Origin of the sequence: Aquimarina algiphila (assembly GCF_007489275.1) — a bacterium.
In the GTDB taxonomy this organism is placed as follows: domain Bacteria; phylum Bacteroidota; class Bacteroidia; order Flavobacteriales; family Flavobacteriaceae; genus Aquimarina; species Aquimarina algiphila.
This window is the reverse complement of sequence record NZ_VLNR01000017.1, coordinates 32,565-50,619: the sequence shown is the minus strand read 5'-3', so window position 1 is coordinate 50,619 and position 18,055 is coordinate 32,565. Positions and strand designations below refer to the sequence as shown.

Genomic DNA, 18,055 nt, shown 5'->3' with positions numbered 1-18,055 from the left:
ATTCTAAATATAGTACATCTAACTTTCTAAAAAAGTATGCTTAGGCGTTTTTATATTTTTCTTTCTGCGATTTATTATATAATTTTAACGAAAGCTAAAAAATTAACTAAAAATCTAACAATATGTTTGAACTCAAAAATAAGGAAGGGTCTAGCTATCATTTTACTTTAAAAGCAAAAAACGGGCAAGTTATCTTAAGCAGTGAAGTTTACAATAGTAAAGCTGCTGCAGAAAATGGAATTGCTTCTGTTAAAAAGAACGCTTCAGAAGATGGTAGATATGAGCGTAAAACTGCAAAAAATGGAAAATTCTATTTTAATCTTAAGGCAGGAAACGGTCAGATTATTGGGAGCAGTCAGATGTACTCTTCTGAGTCAGGTATGGAAAATGGTATTAATTCTGTTAAAGAAAACTCTTCTGGAGCAGATATTAAAGAAATTTAATTTTACTAAGTGTTAATAATAAAAGCTGTTCAAATACCATGAACAGCTTTATCTTTTTGCGCTGATACCGATGATAACATCTCGAGAAAATATTCGTGCATTTGTTGTGTATAGCCCAAGTGGGTTACAAATCTCAACTTACCTTGCCCCATACCATAAAAATGAATGTTTTTTAATGCCATTTGTGCAATAAAATCCTCCTCTTTACCATCAATAGTAAATATGATAATATTTGTATCTATAGATTCTACTTGTTTTACAATTGATAATTTTTCTAAAACTTCTCCTATTTCTCTAGCTCTTTTATGGTCTTCAGCAAGTCTGTCAATATGATTCTCTACAGCATACAATCCTGCAGCCGCCAGGTATCCAACTTGACGCATCCCACCTCCTAAAACTTTCCTTACTCTAATAGCTTTTTCCATAATTGCAGCATCCCCAATCAACACAGAGCCTATAGGCGCTCCTAGCCCTTTACTTAAACAAACAGAAATAGTATCAAAAATATCTCCATATTGCTTAGCACTTTCTCCTTTGGCTACAAGGGCATTCCATAATCTTGCTCCATCCAAATGATATCCCAGATTATGTTGATCACAAACTTGTTTAATTTTTTTAATATCCTCAAAATCATAACAAGCTCCTCCTCCTTTATTTGTCGTATTTTCTATGCATACCAAACTTGTTAACGGACTATGATAAAAATCAGGAGGGTTGATAGCTTCCTCAACTTGAGCAGCTGTAATCATACCTCTATGACCATCCAACAATTTACAAGAAACTCCGCTATTAAAAGATACTCCTCCTCCTTCATAATTATAGACGTGCGCATATTTATCAGCAATTAGCTGCTCTCCCGGTTGAGTATGTAATTTGATAGCAGCTTGATTTGCCATGCTTCCAGAAGGAAAGAACAAAGCCATGTCTTTACCAAACATATGTGCTATTTTTTCTTCTAAAGCATTTACAGTAGGATCTTCTTTATACACATCATCTCCTACTTCTGCTTCCATCATAGCGTTTAGCATTTCTGGAGTTGGCTTGGTAACCGTATCGCTTCTAAGATCTATTTTCATTGTTATAAAGTTTTAAATGAATCATACAAATACAAAATTTAATTTCTTAAAAGTTGCAGTGAATCTGTATCTAACTAATTAAAAGACATTCATCCCATTTGGTATCAAAAGGTGCTAAATAGGATATAATAGACAATCCTATACCCGCAATTCCTTCCAACAAACTCTCTTCATTTTTCCATTTCTCTTCATCAGAACCTCGCCAAACCATATATCCCGCATATCCTTTTTCATGAGTTCCCATAATAAGTGCTTGCTCAGCCCAGTGGTCAGCAGTTTCTTTAAATATTATTTCTTTGGTTTTTCTATATAAGTAATTATATATATGAAGTATACCATATGCTCCATGACATAATCCAGCATCCATAACTCCTGCTTCTTTTATATCCCTTCTTTTGGTGGAATGTTTTAATATAGCAATCGCTTCATTTTTAAGCTCTTCATCTTTTAGAGTTTCTCCTGCATGTAAAAGAGATATTCCTACTCCTAAATCACCATAACACCACGCTAATCTCGAATAATAATTTACATTATTTTCTTTTTCTTCAACTATCCAGCTAGGAAATTGTGAACTCTCTGCAATATCCCGATTCTTATAACTCAATATAAACTTCACTGTTTGAGTTAATACCTCATTAACATCGTCATAAAACTCTTCATGCTCTGCTATCCTGGACAAAAAATTAATCGTACTTGATATTCCGTGAGATAAACTCAGGTTACACCCCCTAAGGTTATCTTCTTTTTTTAAAATAGATTCCCACCAAACTCCACGGTCATTCTTTTTTGCTGTTTTTTTGAATGCATTTATTAACTCATCAAGGTATTCTTTATATCCTTCTTTCAATACCAAAGAAGTAGTGTTTTGATACCGTTTTAAAAAATAAAACCCATATCCCATCGCCCCATGTAAAAAATCAAAGTTTTCTGTTTCTATATCAGCTCTCATAGCTGATAACAGGTATTCATCTAGGTCAGATGACAGAAAATCATCTTCAAGTTCTACAAACTCCTCTTCTTTAAGAATTTCTAATACCCAACATGCTCCAGCGATACCTGTACAAAAGGTTGGGTAAGTAAATCCCTCATTAATAAGTTCTACCGCTTTTGTTATTATATCAGCACCTTTATCTGCATGTGTATCATCATCCAAAAACTTAGCATAATAAAATTGGAACAATGCTATACCTGAGACACCTGACAATACTCCTACTTCTTTGTTTTCAAAAGTTTTATCATCTAAAATATCACTAATTTCTTTCAATTTTTTTTTAAAATCCTTTTCTATATTCATGGAGCATTATTTATTTAAGAAAGTCAATTCGTCATTAGAACAAACCTATGAAACTAATTCTTTCTATAAGATGAATTTGAATATTAATTCTCTACTTTATTTTACGGTTGTATACTACATTTATAACTTCCAATAGGGGAACCATCCGGAATTTTTGGAGATGGTAAAACTTTAAATTTTTCGGGATTCTGCAAAAACCTGTTGATTTGATTTAGATAATAACTATCGTACACTTTATAAGTTGAATTCGCTGGTGTATTTTTTAGAAGAATTGTTAAGTCTATAAGTTTCCCATAAGCTATAGCATTCACCTGAGTGTAAGCTTTTTTGTCAACACTAAGATTCATAAGATGTTTTAAAACATTCGCTTTAATCACTTCTTGAATTTCTTTATGATAACTATTTTTTACTTTAGTTTTAAAAGATAATGCTATTAATTGATCCAATGTTTCAGAAAGGCCCAATTGATCTTGATCTAAACTCTTTTGCTGTACTAATCTCGAAGTCCTTTCTGGATGTAACAAAAGAGAAAGACTCATATCGCTTGCCGTTGAAGCTACACTAAGAGCATCAAAACCTACTCCTGTTTTTCCTTTGAAAGACTCTCTGGTGCGATAATAACCAAAAGCTCTTGGAGGGAACAATTTTAGTTTATCTTCTGGAATAGCAAGTTTTTGTGGGGTTAGAGTCTGTAGGACTTCTATCAATGCTTCCTTTTGTTTTTTAGGACTAACTGTCTCAACAATGGTTTGTTGATCGTCTTTAACAGCATAATTATAATTCAAACCCCCGATAAGCTTTATAGCGGCCTCAGTTTGATACCTATGCAAGAAATAAAGTGGCACAAAAACATCTTCCAAAACAGAATAAGGTTCATTACTACGAATATTATCAGTAGAAAAAGTTTTCATAGCAACCTCTCTAATTTTTAATACATTTTTCAATTCATCTGTAGCACTCTTACCATTATCCCATAAATGTGCCAGTTCATGTGCACCTCCTTGTGGTCTTGCATCACTATCAGATATAAACCTAAGCCCAGATGAATACGCTTTATCCAAAATAGCCCTAAGTGCCTCGTCTTCATTCACTCCTTCTGCAAATTCTGAGTAACTATATGCTACGGTTACTTTATCCCATTCGCCTATATTTATATCATACGCATCCGATAAATCTACCTCATTGTTTTTAAGGGTAATTGTTGGATGAGGATAATCCATTACTGAGGCCCTTCCATTTGTACTTGCTGCAAAATTATGAGCAAATCCAATAGTATGCCCTACTTCGTGAGCCGATAATTGTCGAATACGAGCTAAAGCCATTTCTAACATAGGCTTATAATTATCATCACCAGTAGCAAAAGGTTTATTTAACAAAGCTTGTGCAATTAAAAAATCCTGTCTGATTCTTAAACTTCCCAGGCTTACATGCCCTTTAAGGATTTCTCCTGTTCTAGGATCTACTACACTAGCTCCATAACTCCATCCTCTTGTTGACCGATGTACCCATTGAATAACATTGTATCGTAAATCCATTGGATCTGCATCTGCAGGCAACATCTTTACCTGAAATGCATCTTTAAAACCAATAGCTTCATATGCTTGGTTCCACCACCTTGCTCCTTCTAACAAGGCTGATCGTACTGGCTCTGGAGTACCTGGATCTAAATAATAAATAATTGGCTCTTTAGCTTCACTCATTGCCAGCTTTGGATTCTTTTTCTCTAACCGATGACGAATACTATATCGCTTAGTAATTGGTTTATGTACAGGAGTAGCATAATCCATATAGGATATAAATATAGAACCACTTCTGGGGTCAAATTTTCTTTTCTTATATCCATCATCTGGTAATTCTACAAATGAATGATGCTGAATAACAGTAAGGTATTTTGAATTAGGCGCTACGGATCTAACATTACGACCAGTAGAAACTCCTTTATATGTAAGTAAAGCCTCAAATTCTACATTTTTAGGAAAAGCTTTAGTTCTTTCGAGACTTAAAGCGCTTTTTTGCTTATCTATACTGTAAGCACCTTCTTTTTGAGCTTTTAACCATCCTATTATACCATGAGTATCCTGTAATAAGAAAGGCGTAAGATCCACTATATACTTTCCCGCTTTCTCCTCCTTAATAGGAAAACCAAATAAAACTGATTTGGCAAATGCCTGCTCTACACTTCTTTTCTCCAACGCATTATTGGTAATAGCTCGATATTGTTGATTAGGCTGAACTAATAATAATTTATTTCCTGCTTTTTGAAATTTTACCACTACTCCATCTCCAATTTGGCCTCTATCTAACCCAATATCATTTGAACCCAAACCAGTAGCCAAAGAATGGACATATAAAAATTCAGACTCAAGCTTATCTACCTCGAGATAAATCTCATCTTTTTCTTCATTGTAATGAAACTTAAAATAACCATCATAAGATTTTAAATTTTTCTTTTCTTCAAGAAATTGAGCAGAAATAACATTTCCTATTAGAAAAAACAAACAAACAAAATAAAGTTTCATAGCGTATGATTTGTGTAGAAAAGTTTATAAAATTTCTAAAACTATAAAATAACATAAAAATTATTTCTTACTGAACTGTTAAATCCTATTTTTGTCAAAAATTAATTAGATGATGATAACAACAGAGACTTTATTAGATCTCAGAAAGCGCCTGGTTGCGTTAAGGAGGTATCTTTGACATTGATGCCAAACTTATTGAAATAGCTAACGAGGAGGAAAAGACTTATGCTCCAGATTTTTGGGACAATGCCCAGGAGGCTGAAAAATTAATGCGCGCTCTTAATGCTGAAAAAAAATGGGTATCTGATTATGAAAAAGGTGTTTCTCTAGTAGATGATCTTGAGGTTTTGTATGAATTTTACAAAGAAGGAGATACCACAGAAGAAGAAATAACAGAACGTTATCAAGAATCTTTATCCGAAATTGAAAGCTTAGAGTTTAAAAACATGTTAAGTGATGAAGGAGACAGCATGAGTGCCGTATTGCAAATTACAGCAGGTGCCGGAGGTACAGAAAGTTGTGATTGGGCAAGTATGCTTATGCGAATGTATTTAATGTGGGCAGAAAAACAAGGGTATACCGTTAGAGAACTAAACTACCAAGGAGGTGATGTAGCCGGAATAAAAACTGTTACACTCGAAATTGATGGTGATTATGCCTTTGGATGGCTTAAAGGTGAAAATGGTGTACATCGATTAGTGAGAATTTCTCCGTTTGACAGTAATGCAAAACGACATACTTCTTTTGCTTCTATTTATGTATATCCACTTGCAGATGATAGTATAGAAATAGATATTAATCCTGCAGATTATGAGATCATAACATCCAGGTCCAGTGGTGCTGGTGGGCAAAATGTAAATAAAGTAGAAACCAAAGTACAACTTACTCATTTCCCAACAGGTATACAGATTTCGTGTTCAGACACCAGATCCCAACAAGAGAATAGATTAAAAGCTTTACAAATGCTTAAATCTCAATTATTTGAAATAGAACTTCAAAAACAACGAGCACAACGGGATGAAATTGAAGCTTCAAAAATGAAAATAGAATGGGGATCGCAGATTCGTAATTATGTTATGCACCCTTATAAACTTGTAAAAGACGTAAGAACAGCTGAAGAAACAGGAAATGTTGATGCCGTAATGGATGGAAATATTGATCAATTTCTAAAAGCTTATCTGATGATGATGGGGCAAAAAAATGAAGAATGAATTAGAGTAACGAATGAGGTAAACTAATAATTATACAATAAAACCAAATTTAAATTTTTAGTATTACGTTAGAAAAGTAAAAAACAAATTCGAAGTCAGAGATTGTATTCTAAAAGTGGATCACACCTCTGTCATTAGATTTCTATCTCTAAAAAAACAACTATGACAACGATTTATCATAATCCAAGATGCCGTAAATCCAGAGAAACTCTTGCTATACTAGAAGAGAAAACAGAAGATATTACAATAGTAAAATATCTGGAAACTCCTCCATCTGTTGAAGAATTAACCGAAATAATAAAATTTTTGAATATTTCTCCAATAGATTTGGTGAGAAAAAATGAAACCGTCTGGAAAGAAAATTATAAAGGTAAAGAGATTACTAATACTGAATTGATTTCTGTTTTAAGTAAGCATCCAATTCTTATTGAAAGACCTATTGTTATTAAAGATAATAAAGCAATTATAGGAAGACCTCCACAAAAAGTTGTTGATATTCTTTAATTTTAAAAAAAAAGTAATCATCGATTAAACCTTTCTAAAAATTAATAGTCTAAAATAAGCCATATAAAAGTGATTTTTATATGGCTTATTTAATATAAAGACATTTAACAGAGTATTAACCGCTTTATAGTATCTCCTTAGATACTTTTGGCCCTTATTTTATCTCATTAAAACATGAAAAAAGGTTTATTTCTATTATTATTTATATGTACTTGGGTTACTTTTTCTCAAGACAGAAATTTTTCTAAAAACCCTATAACAATAACAGGTTATGTACTTGATCAAGATACTAATGAACCATTGGAATATGCAACAATAGCATTTTTCAGCCCAAAATTAAAGAAAGTAGTAACTGGGGGAATCACAAATGAAGAAGGGAAATTTAGTATAGAAGTAACTCCGGGGGTATATGATGTAAGTATTGAATTTATTTCCTTCAAAACCAAAAAACTACAAAAACAGAAATTATTCAAAAACACCAATCTCGGAAAAATATCTTTGGGTTTAGATACAGAGACGCTTGATGATGTAGTAGTCATTGCAGAGAAAACCACTGTTGAGATAAAACTAGATAAGAAAATTTACAATGTCGGAAAAGACCTTACTGTAAGTGGTGGCACAGTTAGTGATGTTTTAGATAACGTCCCCTCTGTTTCAGTTGACGTAGAAGGTAACGTAGCTCTTCGTGGAAATGATAATGTTAGAATTCTGATCAACGGAAAACCATCGGGATTAGTCGGTTTAAATAGTACTGATGCCTTACGTCAATTACCTGCAGAATCCATAGAGAGAGTTGAAGTAATCACATCTCCTTCTGCCAGATATGATGCAGAAGGCACTGCAGGAATTCTGAATATCATTTTAAGACGAAGCAAATTACAAGGTGTTAATGGAGCAATTACAGTGAATAGCGGATACCCGTTGGCTGGAGGTATCTCTGGAAATATAAATTACCGTACAGGGGATTTTAACTTTTTCACTACTTCTGGCTATAGATATAGAGAATCTCCCGGAAATTCATTAAATGAAACAAAGTTTTTCAACATTGATTCTGATGGAATAGATAACCCAGATACTTTTCTTAATGAAGACCGAGACTTTGATAGAATACGCAAAGGACTAAATTCTAATGTTGGTGTCGAATGGTATATTAACAAAACTTCATCCATTACAACATCATTTTTATATCGATCAAGTGATAATGAGAGTAATACGACAAATATAATTACAGAACTAGATGCTAATGGTAACATCATAAGTCAAAATACCAGATTTGATCCGGAAACGGAAGACGATACCACTAAACAATATTCTCTTAACTACACTAAAGATTTTGATGATACCGGACATAAGTTAACCTTCGATTTTCAAATTGAAGATAGTAGTGAAGAAGAGCGTTCTCAAATCACACAGGAAAATATTACAACTACAGAACTAGTTAACACCTTAGAAGATCAAGATCGTATTTTATTACAAGCAGATTATGTACTTCCCATTGGAGAAAAAAGTCAGTTCGAACTAGGATATCGTGGTAATTTTAATGAGCTGGACACTGATTTCCTCGTTCAATTTGAAGATAATGGAATAACAACTACAGATACTGACTTATCAAATACATTGCTGTATCGAGAACAAGTAAATGCTGCGTACACACAATTTGGAAGTAAATGGGGAAAATTGTCTTATCTGTTGGGACTTAGAACAGAGAGCACACGTATTACAATAGATCAACAAACCAGCAATGAATTTAGTAAAAAGAACTATATAGATGTATTTCCAACCATAAACCTTGGGTATGAATTATCAAAAAAGCAAAGTTTAACTCTTGGATATAATCGAAGAATACGTAGACCCCGCTCAAGATTTATCAACCCGTTTCCTTCAAGATCCAGTGCAACTAATATTTTTCAGGGGAATCCAGATCTAGATCCTAGTTATGCTAATACTTTTGACTTAGGATATCTTAATAGAATGGGGAAACTAACATTAAACACGTCTATTTATTATAATCATTCTACTCAAATATTCACTTTCATTTCAGAAGACACTGGTGATACTGCTACTATTGGAGCAGATGATAATAACCCAGGCACAGAGGTCCCCGTTATTAGGAGAAGACCAATAAACCTAACCAGTTCTGATCGATATGGTTTTGAGTTTACATTAACTTACAATCCAAGCAGGAAATGGAGGCTAAATGGTAACTTCAATGCTTTTCAAAACAATATTAGAGGAGAAAATAATGGTGAAAATCTAGATGCTGATATTTTCAGTTGGTTTGCAAGGATAAATAATAAAGTTACATTACCTGCCAAAATCGATTGGCAAACCAGTATTTTTTATAGAGGACCAAATGAAAACGCTCAAACAAGAAGTGATGGGATTTTTAGCATGACCCTTGCTTTCAGTAAAGATGTATTTAAAGAAAAAGGATCATTAACCTTTAATATAAGTGATGTGTTTAACTCAAGAAAAAGAATGAGCACTTCTACCACATCTACTTTTATTTCTGATAGTGAATTTCAATGGAGAGAACGTAGTTTCAATCTCTCTTTCACCTATAGATTTAATCAGAAAAAGAAAAGACAAAGATCTCAAAGAAACTTTGATGGAGATGACGAATTTGAAGGATAGTATACTTATGAAAAATCATAGGATAAAACAAAAAAAGGAAGTCAAATTGACTTCCTTTTTATATATAATTAATATCTAATTATGCTTCTTCTCTAGCCTTACGTTTTGACTCTCTCCACATTTTAAAGTTCTCAATATTTGCACCAATAATCCAATAAGGAACTACAAAAGTTAATAAAAAGATCATTAGCCAAAATCCTATAGTTAGGATAGTTAAAAAAGCTAAAAAACCAAGGTACTGATCAAATTCAAACATAACGATATTCTAATTTTCAATTTTGACAAAGATAATAAGTCTTATTTATATGTCATAACAGAAATATAATTTATTTTTAAATCTCTTCTGATCATAATTTATATACCAAAAAATAGTCGCTTTATTCAGAAATAGGACGGTAAATGCTTAAATTTGCCCTTTCAAAAAAACAAATCATTAAGGCTATGCAATATAGAATAGAAAAGGATACAATGGGCGAGGTAAAAGTACCTGCTGATAAGCTTTGGGGAGCACAAACAGAACGTTCTAGAAATAACTTTAAAATCGGGGCACCTGCTTCTATGCCACTAGAAATTGTTTATGGATTTGCCTATTTAAAAAAAGCTGCTGCATATACCAACTGTGAACTTGGTGTTTTACCAATAGAAAAAAGAGATTTAATTGCACAAGTATGTGATGAGATATTAGAAGGAAAACATGATGATCAATTTCCTTTGGTAATCTGGCAAACAGGTTCTGGTACACAAAGCAATATGAATGTGAATGAGGTTATTGCAAATAGAGCACATCAGTTAGCAGGGCAAACAATAGGCGAAGGAGAAAAAACATTACAACCAAATGATGATGTTAATAAATCTCAATCTTCTAATGATACTTTTCCAACAGGAATGCATATTGCTGCTTATAAAAAAATAGTAGAAGTTACTATTCCTGGAGTTATTCAATTAAGAGATACGCTTAAGAAAAAATCAGAAGAGTTTAGAGATGTTGTAAAAATTGGAAGAACGCATTTTATGGATGCTACTCCCCTTACAATAGGACAGGAATTATCTGGATATGTTTCTCAATTAGATCATGGAATAAAAGCATTAGAAAACACTTTACCCCATATGGCAGAATTAGCATTGGGCGGCACTGCAGTTGGAACCGGATTAAATACCCCAAAGGGATATGCTAAACGAGTGTCAGAATTTATTGCACAATTTACTAGTTTACCATTTATCACTGCTGAAAATAAATTTGAAGCTTTGGCAGCACACGACGCATTTGTTGAAAGTCATGGAGCTTTGAAGCAATTAGCTATTTCTCTTAATAAAATAGGAAATGATATTCGAATGTTAGCTTCTGGGCCAAGAAGTGGTATTGGAGAACTAATTATTCCTGCTAACGAGCCAGGAAGTTCTATTATGCCTGGAAAAGTAAACCCTACACAATGCGAAGCTTTAACCATGGTATGCGCTCAAGTGTTAGGAAATGACGTAGCTATAAATGTTGGTGGAATGCAAGGTCATTTTGAATTAAATGTTTTTAAACCTGTAATGGCGGCCAACCTATTACAAAGTGCACAACTTATTGGGGATGCTTGTGTTTCTTTTGATGAACATTGTGCTCAAGGAATCGAGCCTAATCAAAAAAGAATCACAGAATTATTAAATAATTCATTGATGCTCGTTACTGCATTAAACACAAAAATAGGATACTACAAAGCGGCAGAAATTGCTAATACAGCTCATCAAAACGGTACAACATTAAAACATGAGGCTATCGCTTTAGGGTATGTAACCGATCAAGAATTTGATGAATGGGTAAAACCTGAAGATATGGTAGGTACTTTAAAATAAAAAGTTACCTCTTTAAACATCAAGCCTCACAGTCTTTTACATTAGATTGTGAGGTTTTTTTATACATTATAATTAGTCATTTTATAGTTTTTTTAAGATTAATGCAGTATAATTGATAAATTTATATCAATGAGATTTATTTTTCTTTTGACAATATTTTTTCTGATTGCCCCAGATTCTTCTATTACATCCGACACGTATATCGGGAAATGGGAAATAACAGGAGGATCAATTATCGAAATTTATAAAGATGGAGATAGTTTTTATGGAAAAATTCATAAACGAGCAGAGAACCCATTATCCAATTTTAATGGTTTAGATAATAAGAATCCTGTAAAAGAGCTTCAAAATCGACCTTTGTTAGGGATGAATATCCTAAATAAATTAAAATATGAAGATGGTGAGTTATCTGGCGGTACGATATACAATGCCGATAGCGGAAAAACGTATACCGTTAAAGTCTGGATTAATAGTGAAGATATTGATTTATGTTATATCAGAGCGTATAAAAGTTTCCTGTTTAAAACCTTCAAAGCAAGAAGAGTAAAATCTGATGATACTATAAGTATTTCTAACTAATTTTTATATAATAAATCCGCATTTATACAAATACGGATTCACTATTTTTTTCTCTTACTTTTTTAATTTCCCCAAATTAATTCATAAGATAATATGTAATGACTATTATCTGTGTATTGCATTACTACTAGCTTTTGGAAGTTCTTTTACAAATTCTAAAATAGACTGAAAATTGATACCGAATAAATTCATGATTTCTATGTGTAAAATTGGTTTATACTATTCTTTTTTATAATTCTGAAACAAAGATACTATGATTACCTATTCACACAATGGGGAAAAAACCCCATTTTACTTAGTAGATATTCCCCTCTACTCTATAAATTCTCAAAAAACCTGAAATAATCACCCTAAAACAACAAAGCACAACTCGATTTAAGTTGTGCTTTGTTAATTAATATCAATATGGTTTTTATACCTTCGCTAATTCTAGCATAGAATTAGTTTCAACTTTTTCCAAAGCCTGTTCCAAATCCCAAATGAGATCTTTAGAATGCTCTACTCCAATTGATAATCTTACCAATTGATCTGTAATTTTCATTTGCTGTCTTTGCTCTTCATCAACTCCGGCATGTGTCATTGTTTTTGGATGTTCTGCCAAGCTTTCTGTACTCCCCAAGCTTACAGCGAGCTTCATAAGTTTCAGGTGATTCAAAAAAGTAAATGCTTCCTTTTCTCCTCCTACTATATCAAAAGAAACCATTGCTCCTGGCGCAGAACATTGTTTTTGATATATTTGATATCCTTCACTCCCTTCTTCTAATAAACCTAGATAATATACATTTTTAACTTTTGAATGGTTTTTTAGATAGTCGGCAACAATCTGTGCATTTTGAGTTTGCTGATCCATTCTCACTTTTAGCGTCTCTAAACTTCTTAACATTAACCATGCGGTATGCGGACTTACCATATTTCCAAGAAACGTACGCAATGTCTTAACACGCATCATCAATTCTGCTTTTCCTAAAACAGCTCCGGCAATAAGATCACTATGCCCTCCAATGTATTTTGTTGCAGAATATAACACCAAATCAGCACCGCATTGTAAAGGGTGTTGCCATAAAGGTCCCATGTATGTATTATCTACAGCAACAAGAGCCTTTTTATCTTCTGTACTGAATTGTTTCGCTATCTGACTAAATTCCTCAATATCAACAATGTCATTGGTTGGGTTAGCCGGCGTCTCCAAATAAATCATTGCCAATCTGTCTGCTTTACCAGAATCATTAATCATTTCGATTACTTCATCCATACTTTGATTTGGCATTATTCCGATGGTGTGTACCCCAATTTTATCAAGAAAATGATGAATAAAATGATCCGTACCTCCATACAAAGGATTACTATACACCAATAAATCTCCTGGTTTCAGAAACTCTAATAACACGGTGCTTATTGCCGACATTCCGCTCTCAAATACAGCACAATCATCTGCTTTATCCCAAAGGCATAAACGATTTTCTAAAATCTCAAGATTTGGATTATTAATTCTACTATAAATAAGTCCAAGTTCTTCTTTTGGAGACTTTTCTCTTAAACCATATGCCAACTCAAAAAAGGCTTTCCCCTCTTCTGCTGTCTTGAAAACAAAGGTTGATGTTTGAAAAATAGGGCATTTTATTGCTCCTTCTGATAACTCAGGTTTATACCCATAAGTCATCATAAGGCTTTCCGGATTAAAGTCGTGTTCTTTCATTTCATAAAACTAAGAACAAAAGAATTAAAAACCATAATATTAGATAATTTAAGAATATAATTATACAAAAATTATTATTAAAGAATTTTATTCTATTTTTGATTCAATAAAAGAGATTATAAAGAAAAATATTATGGATAAAATTGATCGATCAATATTATTTTTATTACAAAAAGATGGAAAAATTACGATCAAAGAGATAGCAGAAAGACTTAACTTAACCACTACTCCAATATTTGAACGGGTCAAGAAACTAGAAAGAGATGGTTATATTAAGTCATACAAAGCTATTATAGATCGTAAAAAAGTGAACTTACAATTAGTAGTATTTTGTAATGTTACTTTAAACCTTCATCAAACGGATTATCTAAAGAAATTTGAGAAAGATATTCAACAATTTCCTGAAGTCGCAGAATGTTATCATGTTGCAGGTATGTTTGATTATCTCATTAAAATATATGCCCAGGATATGGAACGGTATCAAGATTTTCTTTCTAATAAACTAGCTTCACTAGAAAATATTTCTAAAGTACAAAGCTCTTTTGTAATGACAGAAGTAAAAGATTTTTCTTATTTACCTATTCCTTAAAAATAACATTTAGGGTTAACAAAAGATTTAGAATTCATACTATATCTTTGATATTAACTTAAAAATTACATGAAAGAATGAATATCAAAGATGCAAAAGTATTGATAACCGGAGGGAATTCTGGTATCGGAAAGGCAACAGCAAAACTTCTAAAAGAAAAAGGAGCAAAAGTAATTATTTCTGGAAGAAATGAGGCAACACTTCAGGAAACTGCTAATGAATTAAATATAGACTATATAAAAGCAGATGTAACCAGTGAAACTGAAGTAAAACAGATGGTAGAAGCTGCAAAGGATAAAATGGATGGTCTAAATGTATTAGTTAATAATGCAGGGTATGGATATATATCAAAACTTGTTGATATTGAAGCAGATAAATTTACAGATCAATTTAAAACTAATATTTTGGGTGCTGCTCTTTGCGCAAAGGAATCGGCAAAGCATTTTGTAGCAAAAGAATATGGAAATATTATAAATATTGGTTCTACATCTTCATTAAAGGGTTCTCCTACTGCTTCTCCTTATGTGGCGACCAAGTTTGCATTACGAGGTATGACAGAAAGTTGGAGAAATGAGTTACGGCCTCATAACATTAGAGTGATGCAAGTTAACCCAAGTGAAGTAATGACTAGTTTTGCTGATAACAGAGTAGATAACAATCAGGCTGTAAAACAATATACCGAAGTAGAACAACAAACCAAACTTAGAGGTGAAGAAATTGCCCATACCATTACCAGCCTTTTAGAAATGGATGATCGTGGATTTATAACAGAAGCTACTGTGTTTGCTACAAATCCAAAAACCTGATAACATTAATTATTTAAAAGCTCTGTACAAATCAAAAAATAAAACAATTGGTCATCATAAAAAGTGATATGTTATAGGATAATAGATGTGAGTTTTGTTTATAGTTTAAAAACCAAATATATTCATACTTATCAAAACTTGTACATCATGAAGAATGATCTTTTTTTATTATCTACAATTTGCATAATCAGTTTTTTTAATTCAGCATATGCTCAAGATTACTGGATAAATAAAAATGAAAGTGAAAATTATGTTGCACGGCACGAATGTTCATTTGTTCAATCCGGTAACAAATTCATAATGTTTGGAGGAAGAGAGCAGGCAAAAAGACTTGACATATATGATTATAGTAGCAATACATGGTCTCAAGGTACAGAGGCACCAATAGAATTTAATCATTTTCAGGCTACAGAATATGATGGTTTAGTATGGATTATCGGAGCTTTTAAAACCAATAACTTTCCTAACGAAATTCCGGCAGATCATATTTACATTTACAATCCGTCATTAAATATATGGATGGAAGGTCCTATGATACCTCCTAAACGAAGAAGAGGTGGTGCAGGTCTAGTAACGTACAAAGATAAGTTTTATTTGGTTGGAGGAAATACCAAAGGCCATAACGGAGGGTATATTCCTTGGTTTGATGTATATGACCCATTAAATAACAACTGGAAGCAACTAAAAGATGCTCCAATATCGCGAGATCATTTTAGTGCAGCCATTATTGATGATAACATCTATGCTATAAGTGGACGAAAGTCTGGAGGCCCTGGAGGTACATTTGGTCCCTTAATATCTCAAGTTGATGTCTATGACCTTAAAAAAGGTAAATGGTCAACATTAAATAAAAAGCAAAACTTACCTACTCCAAGAGCTGGAGCAAGTATTATTGTATTTGAGAATGAATTATTTGTAATTGGTGGTGAAGGAACAACTCGGGGTCCGGCTTTTAAAAAAGTAGAAGCTTATAAGCCTTCAACCAACTCATGGTCTAACAAGTCTGATTTAAACTTTCCCCGTCATGGTACTCAAGCCATAGTATCAGGAAAAGGAATATATATTGCGGGAGGTTCTCCTGTACAAGCAGGCGGAAGACAACATCACATGGAAGTTTATAAAAAAGATGAACCCAAAGGAGATACAATACGCGCAAGTACCTTAAGCGCTGTCAAAGAAGTTATTTTTAATCCAAATAAAACAAGAGATATTTCAATTACTTCATCTGGTGGGAATGCTGGTAATTTCATCACTAATATTGCCATTATAGGGGACGGATCTTCTAATTTTGTAATAAAGAAAACCCTGCTCAATCATCTTATTAAATCAAAAACTACACAAGAAATAACTATGCTAGCGAATACCTCAACGGTTCAGAAAACAGCAAATCTAATTATCACGTATGATGACGGCAAGAATTTAAATATTAAACTTAAACTGATTCCATCGAATTAAAGTTAGATGTTGTGATATTATGCTGTCTCAACCCGATGTTGTTCTGATCTTAAGTTTTTTTTATTTTTCAGATAATTTACAAGAACCAAAATAAATATCAAAAGAAATATTACCGCTCCAATACTAAAAACTTGTGTCTGTAAATTTTCAAAAAGGACACCTCCAAGAATAAGCCCGAAAATACTTGCGCAACTTCCAATACTGTTGCCGTATCCCTGGATTGTTCCTTGAGTCTGATGATTTCCTGTTTTAGATAATAATGATAAAAAATTTGGCCACATTAAACCATTACCTAGAGATAGTAGAGTGTTTGCAACATACATAACAATAATATTAGGAAAAGATAGCGCATAGAAGCTTATCGCCAAAAATATAGTTCCTACTGCAACAAATAAAATGTTTGAAACTTTACCTGATAAATAGGATAATAATGGCCCTTGTACTAAGATCATTATGACGCTTGAATATGCCAGAAAAACTCCAAGTTCTATCGATGACCACTTCAATATAGTAGAGGCATAAATAGGTAAGCCTGCATAAAAAAGACTAAAGGCTAAAAAAGTAAGAAAATATATAGCGTATAATAATGGAATTTGATCTAGTTTTAGAATTTCTAAAAATGTATTTGCCTTTACTTCTGATTTTATATCATCAGTATAACAATCCTTATGTTCTACCTGAAAAAACCTTCTAAAAGATGTCAACCCAGAACTACCAGTATCTACCACGCAAGGATTACTTTCGTGTAGTTTTAATGTAATCACAATAATGGCAATCAATGAAATCATAGCAGCCAGAATAATCGGTAATGCTTCTCCCAAAAAAGTAGATGCTAATATTCCTGCAACCGCAGGCCCCAAGACAAAGCCAAGGCTTGTTGATGCGCCCATCATTCCAAAATTCTTATCTCTATCATCGTCTGTAGAAATATCTGACAAATATGCATTAGCTACTGATACATTACCTCCGGTGAAGCCGTCAAAAATCCTGGCTACAAAAAGTAAGATGAGTGGTAATGTCATAATATAACTTCCGGTAAAATCAGCATCTGATGACCAAAGTGTGGTCTTAGGAAGAATAAAAGCCAGTAAAAACAACAACCAGGCTATAAATGTTCCCGCTTGACTTATCATCAGTACTTTTTTACGACCAATACGATCTGATAATTTTCCTAAAACCGGAGCTCCTATTAATTGAAAGAAAGGATACATCGCTCCCAAAATACCATATATAAAGCCATTTCCTCCAAGGTCAACAACGATAAATATTAAAATAGGAATTACAATACTATATCCCAATATCCCTATGAAATTAACTAATAGGATAGGAAAAATTGTAGCATTAAAAAACTTAATAATTTTCATCAATTAAGGTTGAATATGTAATAATCTCTATACATTTGAATTGTTT

Annotated in this window: 14 protein-coding genes; 9 read left to right on the top strand and 5 right to left on the bottom strand. The window is 32.9% G+C overall.

What is annotated here, in order from left to right; genetic code table 11:
* The first annotated feature begins 122 nt into the window (after positions 1 to 122).
* Positions 123 to 443 (top strand): YegP family protein, encoded by a 321-nt coding sequence (locus FOF46_RS10170; protein ID WP_109438455.1) that lies wholly within the window; start codon positions 123 to 125, stop codon positions 441 to 443.
* A gap of 29 nt (positions 444 to 472) precedes the next feature.
* On the opposite strand, the gene FOF46_RS10165 is transcribed toward FOF46_RS10170, so the two are convergent.
* The 3 genes from FOF46_RS10165 to FOF46_RS10155 all read right to left on the bottom strand — a co-directional run bounded on the left by FOF46_RS10165 (position 473) and on the right by FOF46_RS10155 (position 5,332).
* The gene (locus FOF46_RS10165; protein ID WP_143916392.1) at positions 473 to 1,519 is read right to left on the bottom strand and encodes a threonine aldolase family protein; all 1,047 of its coding nucleotides are present in this window, start codon (positions 1,517 to 1,519) and stop codon (positions 473 to 475) included.
* A 70-nt stretch (positions 1,520 to 1,589) separates the two neighbouring features.
* On the bottom strand, positions 1,590 to 2,813 hold the full coding sequence (locus tag FOF46_RS10160) for a lanthionine synthetase C family protein (RefSeq protein ID WP_143916391.1): 1,224 nt from the start codon (positions 2,811 to 2,813) through the stop codon (positions 1,590 to 1,592).
* 101 nt (positions 2,814 to 2,914) lie between these two features.
* Positions 2,915 to 5,332, bottom strand: coding sequence for a zinc-dependent metalloprotease (locus FOF46_RS10155; RefSeq protein WP_143916390.1), 2,418 nt, complete (start codon positions 5,330 to 5,332; stop codon positions 2,915 to 2,917).
* Between the two features lie 112 nt (positions 5,333 to 5,444).
* Here FOF46_RS10155 and prfB point away from each other — a divergent pair.
* The 5 genes from prfB (at position 5,445) to FOF46_RS10130 (ending at position 12,099) form a co-directional block, all read left to right on the top strand.
* Positions 5,445 to 6,543, top strand: a protein-coding gene (gene prfB / locus FOF46_RS10150; protein WP_143916412.1) for a peptide chain release factor 2 whose coding sequence is annotated in 2 segments (ribosomal slippage) — positions 5,445 to 5,507 and positions 5,509 to 6,543 — 1,098 coding nt in all. Because the reading frame shifts where the segments join, the coding sequence is not laid out codon by codon here.
* 162 nt (positions 6,544 to 6,705) lie between these two features.
* Entirely contained in the window at positions 6,706 to 7,047 is a 342-nt protein-coding gene (gene arsC, locus FOF46_RS10145) for an arsenate reductase (glutaredoxin) (protein ID WP_143916389.1), read from the top strand.
* A 174-nt stretch (positions 7,048 to 7,221) separates the two neighbouring features.
* A complete protein-coding gene (locus tag FOF46_RS10140) occupies positions 7,222 to 9,681 on the top strand; it encodes a TonB-dependent receptor (RefSeq protein WP_143916388.1) in 2,460 nt (819 codons plus the stop codon).
* A gap of 441 nt (positions 9,682 to 10,122) precedes the next feature.
* Complete coding sequence (gene fumC / locus FOF46_RS10135) at positions 10,123 to 11,520, top strand: class II fumarate hydratase (protein ID WP_143916387.1); 1,398 nt, start codon at positions 10,123 to 10,125, stop codon at positions 11,518 to 11,520.
* Positions 11,521 to 11,649: 129 nt separating this feature from the next.
* The gene (locus FOF46_RS10130; RefSeq protein ID WP_109438448.1) at positions 11,650 to 12,099 is read left to right on the top strand and encodes a DUF2147 domain-containing protein; all 450 of its coding nucleotides are present in this window, start codon (positions 11,650 to 11,652) and stop codon (positions 12,097 to 12,099) included.
* A gap of 412 nt (positions 12,100 to 12,511) precedes the next feature.
* Here the strand turns inward: FOF46_RS10130 and FOF46_RS10125 are convergent, their stop codons facing one another.
* Positions 12,512 to 13,795, bottom strand: coding sequence for a cystathionine gamma-synthase family protein (locus FOF46_RS10125; RefSeq protein ID WP_143916386.1), 1,284 nt, complete (start codon positions 13,793 to 13,795; stop codon positions 12,512 to 12,514).
* A gap of 133 nt (positions 13,796 to 13,928) precedes the next feature.
* Between FOF46_RS10125 and FOF46_RS10120 the strand changes: the two genes are divergently transcribed.
* The 3 genes from FOF46_RS10120 to FOF46_RS10110 all read left to right on the top strand — a co-directional run bounded on the left by FOF46_RS10120 (position 13,929) and on the right by FOF46_RS10110 (position 16,645).
* Entirely contained in the window at positions 13,929 to 14,384 is a 456-nt protein-coding gene (locus FOF46_RS10120) for an Lrp/AsnC family transcriptional regulator (RefSeq protein WP_143916385.1), read from the top strand.
* A 77-nt stretch (positions 14,385 to 14,461) separates the two neighbouring features.
* A complete protein-coding gene (locus FOF46_RS10115) occupies positions 14,462 to 15,190 on the top strand; it encodes an SDR family oxidoreductase (protein WP_143916384.1) in 729 nt (242 codons plus the stop codon).
* Positions 15,191 to 15,337: 147 nt separating this feature from the next.
* Positions 15,338 to 16,645, top strand: a complete 1,308-nt coding sequence (locus tag FOF46_RS10110; RefSeq protein ID WP_143916383.1) for a Kelch repeat-containing protein — start codon at positions 15,338 to 15,340, stop codon at positions 16,643 to 16,645.
* 17 nt (positions 16,646 to 16,662) lie between these two features.
* Here the strand turns inward: FOF46_RS10110 and FOF46_RS10105 are convergent, their stop codons facing one another.
* Complete coding sequence (locus FOF46_RS10105) at positions 16,663 to 18,009, bottom strand: MFS transporter (RefSeq protein ID WP_143916382.1); 1,347 nt, start codon at positions 18,007 to 18,009, stop codon at positions 16,663 to 16,665.
* Between the last annotated feature and the right edge of the window lie 46 nt (positions 18,010 to 18,055).

What these genes read in the sequence shown, in the direction of transcription:
- FOF46_RS10155 (WP_143916390.1), bottom strand. Translation starts at nt 5,332, where the DNA reads ATGAAACTTTATTTTGTTTGTTTGTTTTTTCTAATAGGAAATGTTATT.
- FOF46_RS10120 (WP_143916385.1), top strand. Translation starts at nt 13,929, where the DNA reads ATGGATAAAATTGATCGATCAATATTATTTTTATTACAAAAAGATGGA.
- FOF46_RS10125 (WP_143916386.1), bottom strand. Translation starts at nt 13,795, where the DNA reads ATGAAAGAACACGACTTTAATCCGGAAAGCCTTATGATGACTTATGGG.
- FOF46_RS10110 (WP_143916383.1), top strand. Translation starts at nt 15,338, where the DNA reads ATGAAGAATGATCTTTTTTTATTATCTACAATTTGCATAATCAGTTTT.
- FOF46_RS10165 (WP_143916392.1), bottom strand. Translation starts at nt 1,519, where the DNA reads ATGAAAATAGATCTTAGAAGCGATACGGTTACCAAGCCAACTCCAGAA.
- arsC (WP_143916389.1), top strand. Translation starts at nt 6,706, where the DNA reads ATGACAACGATTTATCATAATCCAAGATGCCGTAAATCCAGAGAAACT.
- FOF46_RS10115 (WP_143916384.1), top strand. Translation starts at nt 14,462, where the DNA reads ATGAATATCAAAGATGCAAAAGTATTGATAACCGGAGGGAATTCTGGT.
- FOF46_RS10130 (WP_109438448.1), top strand. Translation starts at nt 11,650, where the DNA reads ATGAGATTTATTTTTCTTTTGACAATATTTTTTCTGATTGCCCCAGAT.
- FOF46_RS10160 (WP_143916391.1), bottom strand. Translation starts at nt 2,813, where the DNA reads ATGAATATAGAAAAGGATTTTAAAAAAAAATTGAAAGAAATTAGTGAT.
- FOF46_RS10105 (WP_143916382.1), bottom strand. Translation starts at nt 18,009, where the DNA reads ATGAAAATTATTAAGTTTTTTAATGCTACAATTTTTCCTATCCTATTA.
- FOF46_RS10170 (WP_109438455.1), top strand. Translation starts at nt 123, where the DNA reads ATGTTTGAACTCAAAAATAAGGAAGGGTCTAGCTATCATTTTACTTTA.
- fumC (WP_143916387.1), top strand. Translation starts at nt 10,123, where the DNA reads ATGCAATATAGAATAGAAAAGGATACAATGGGCGAGGTAAAAGTACCT.
- FOF46_RS10140 (WP_143916388.1), top strand. Translation starts at nt 7,222, where the DNA reads ATGAAAAAAGGTTTATTTCTATTATTATTTATATGTACTTGGGTTACT.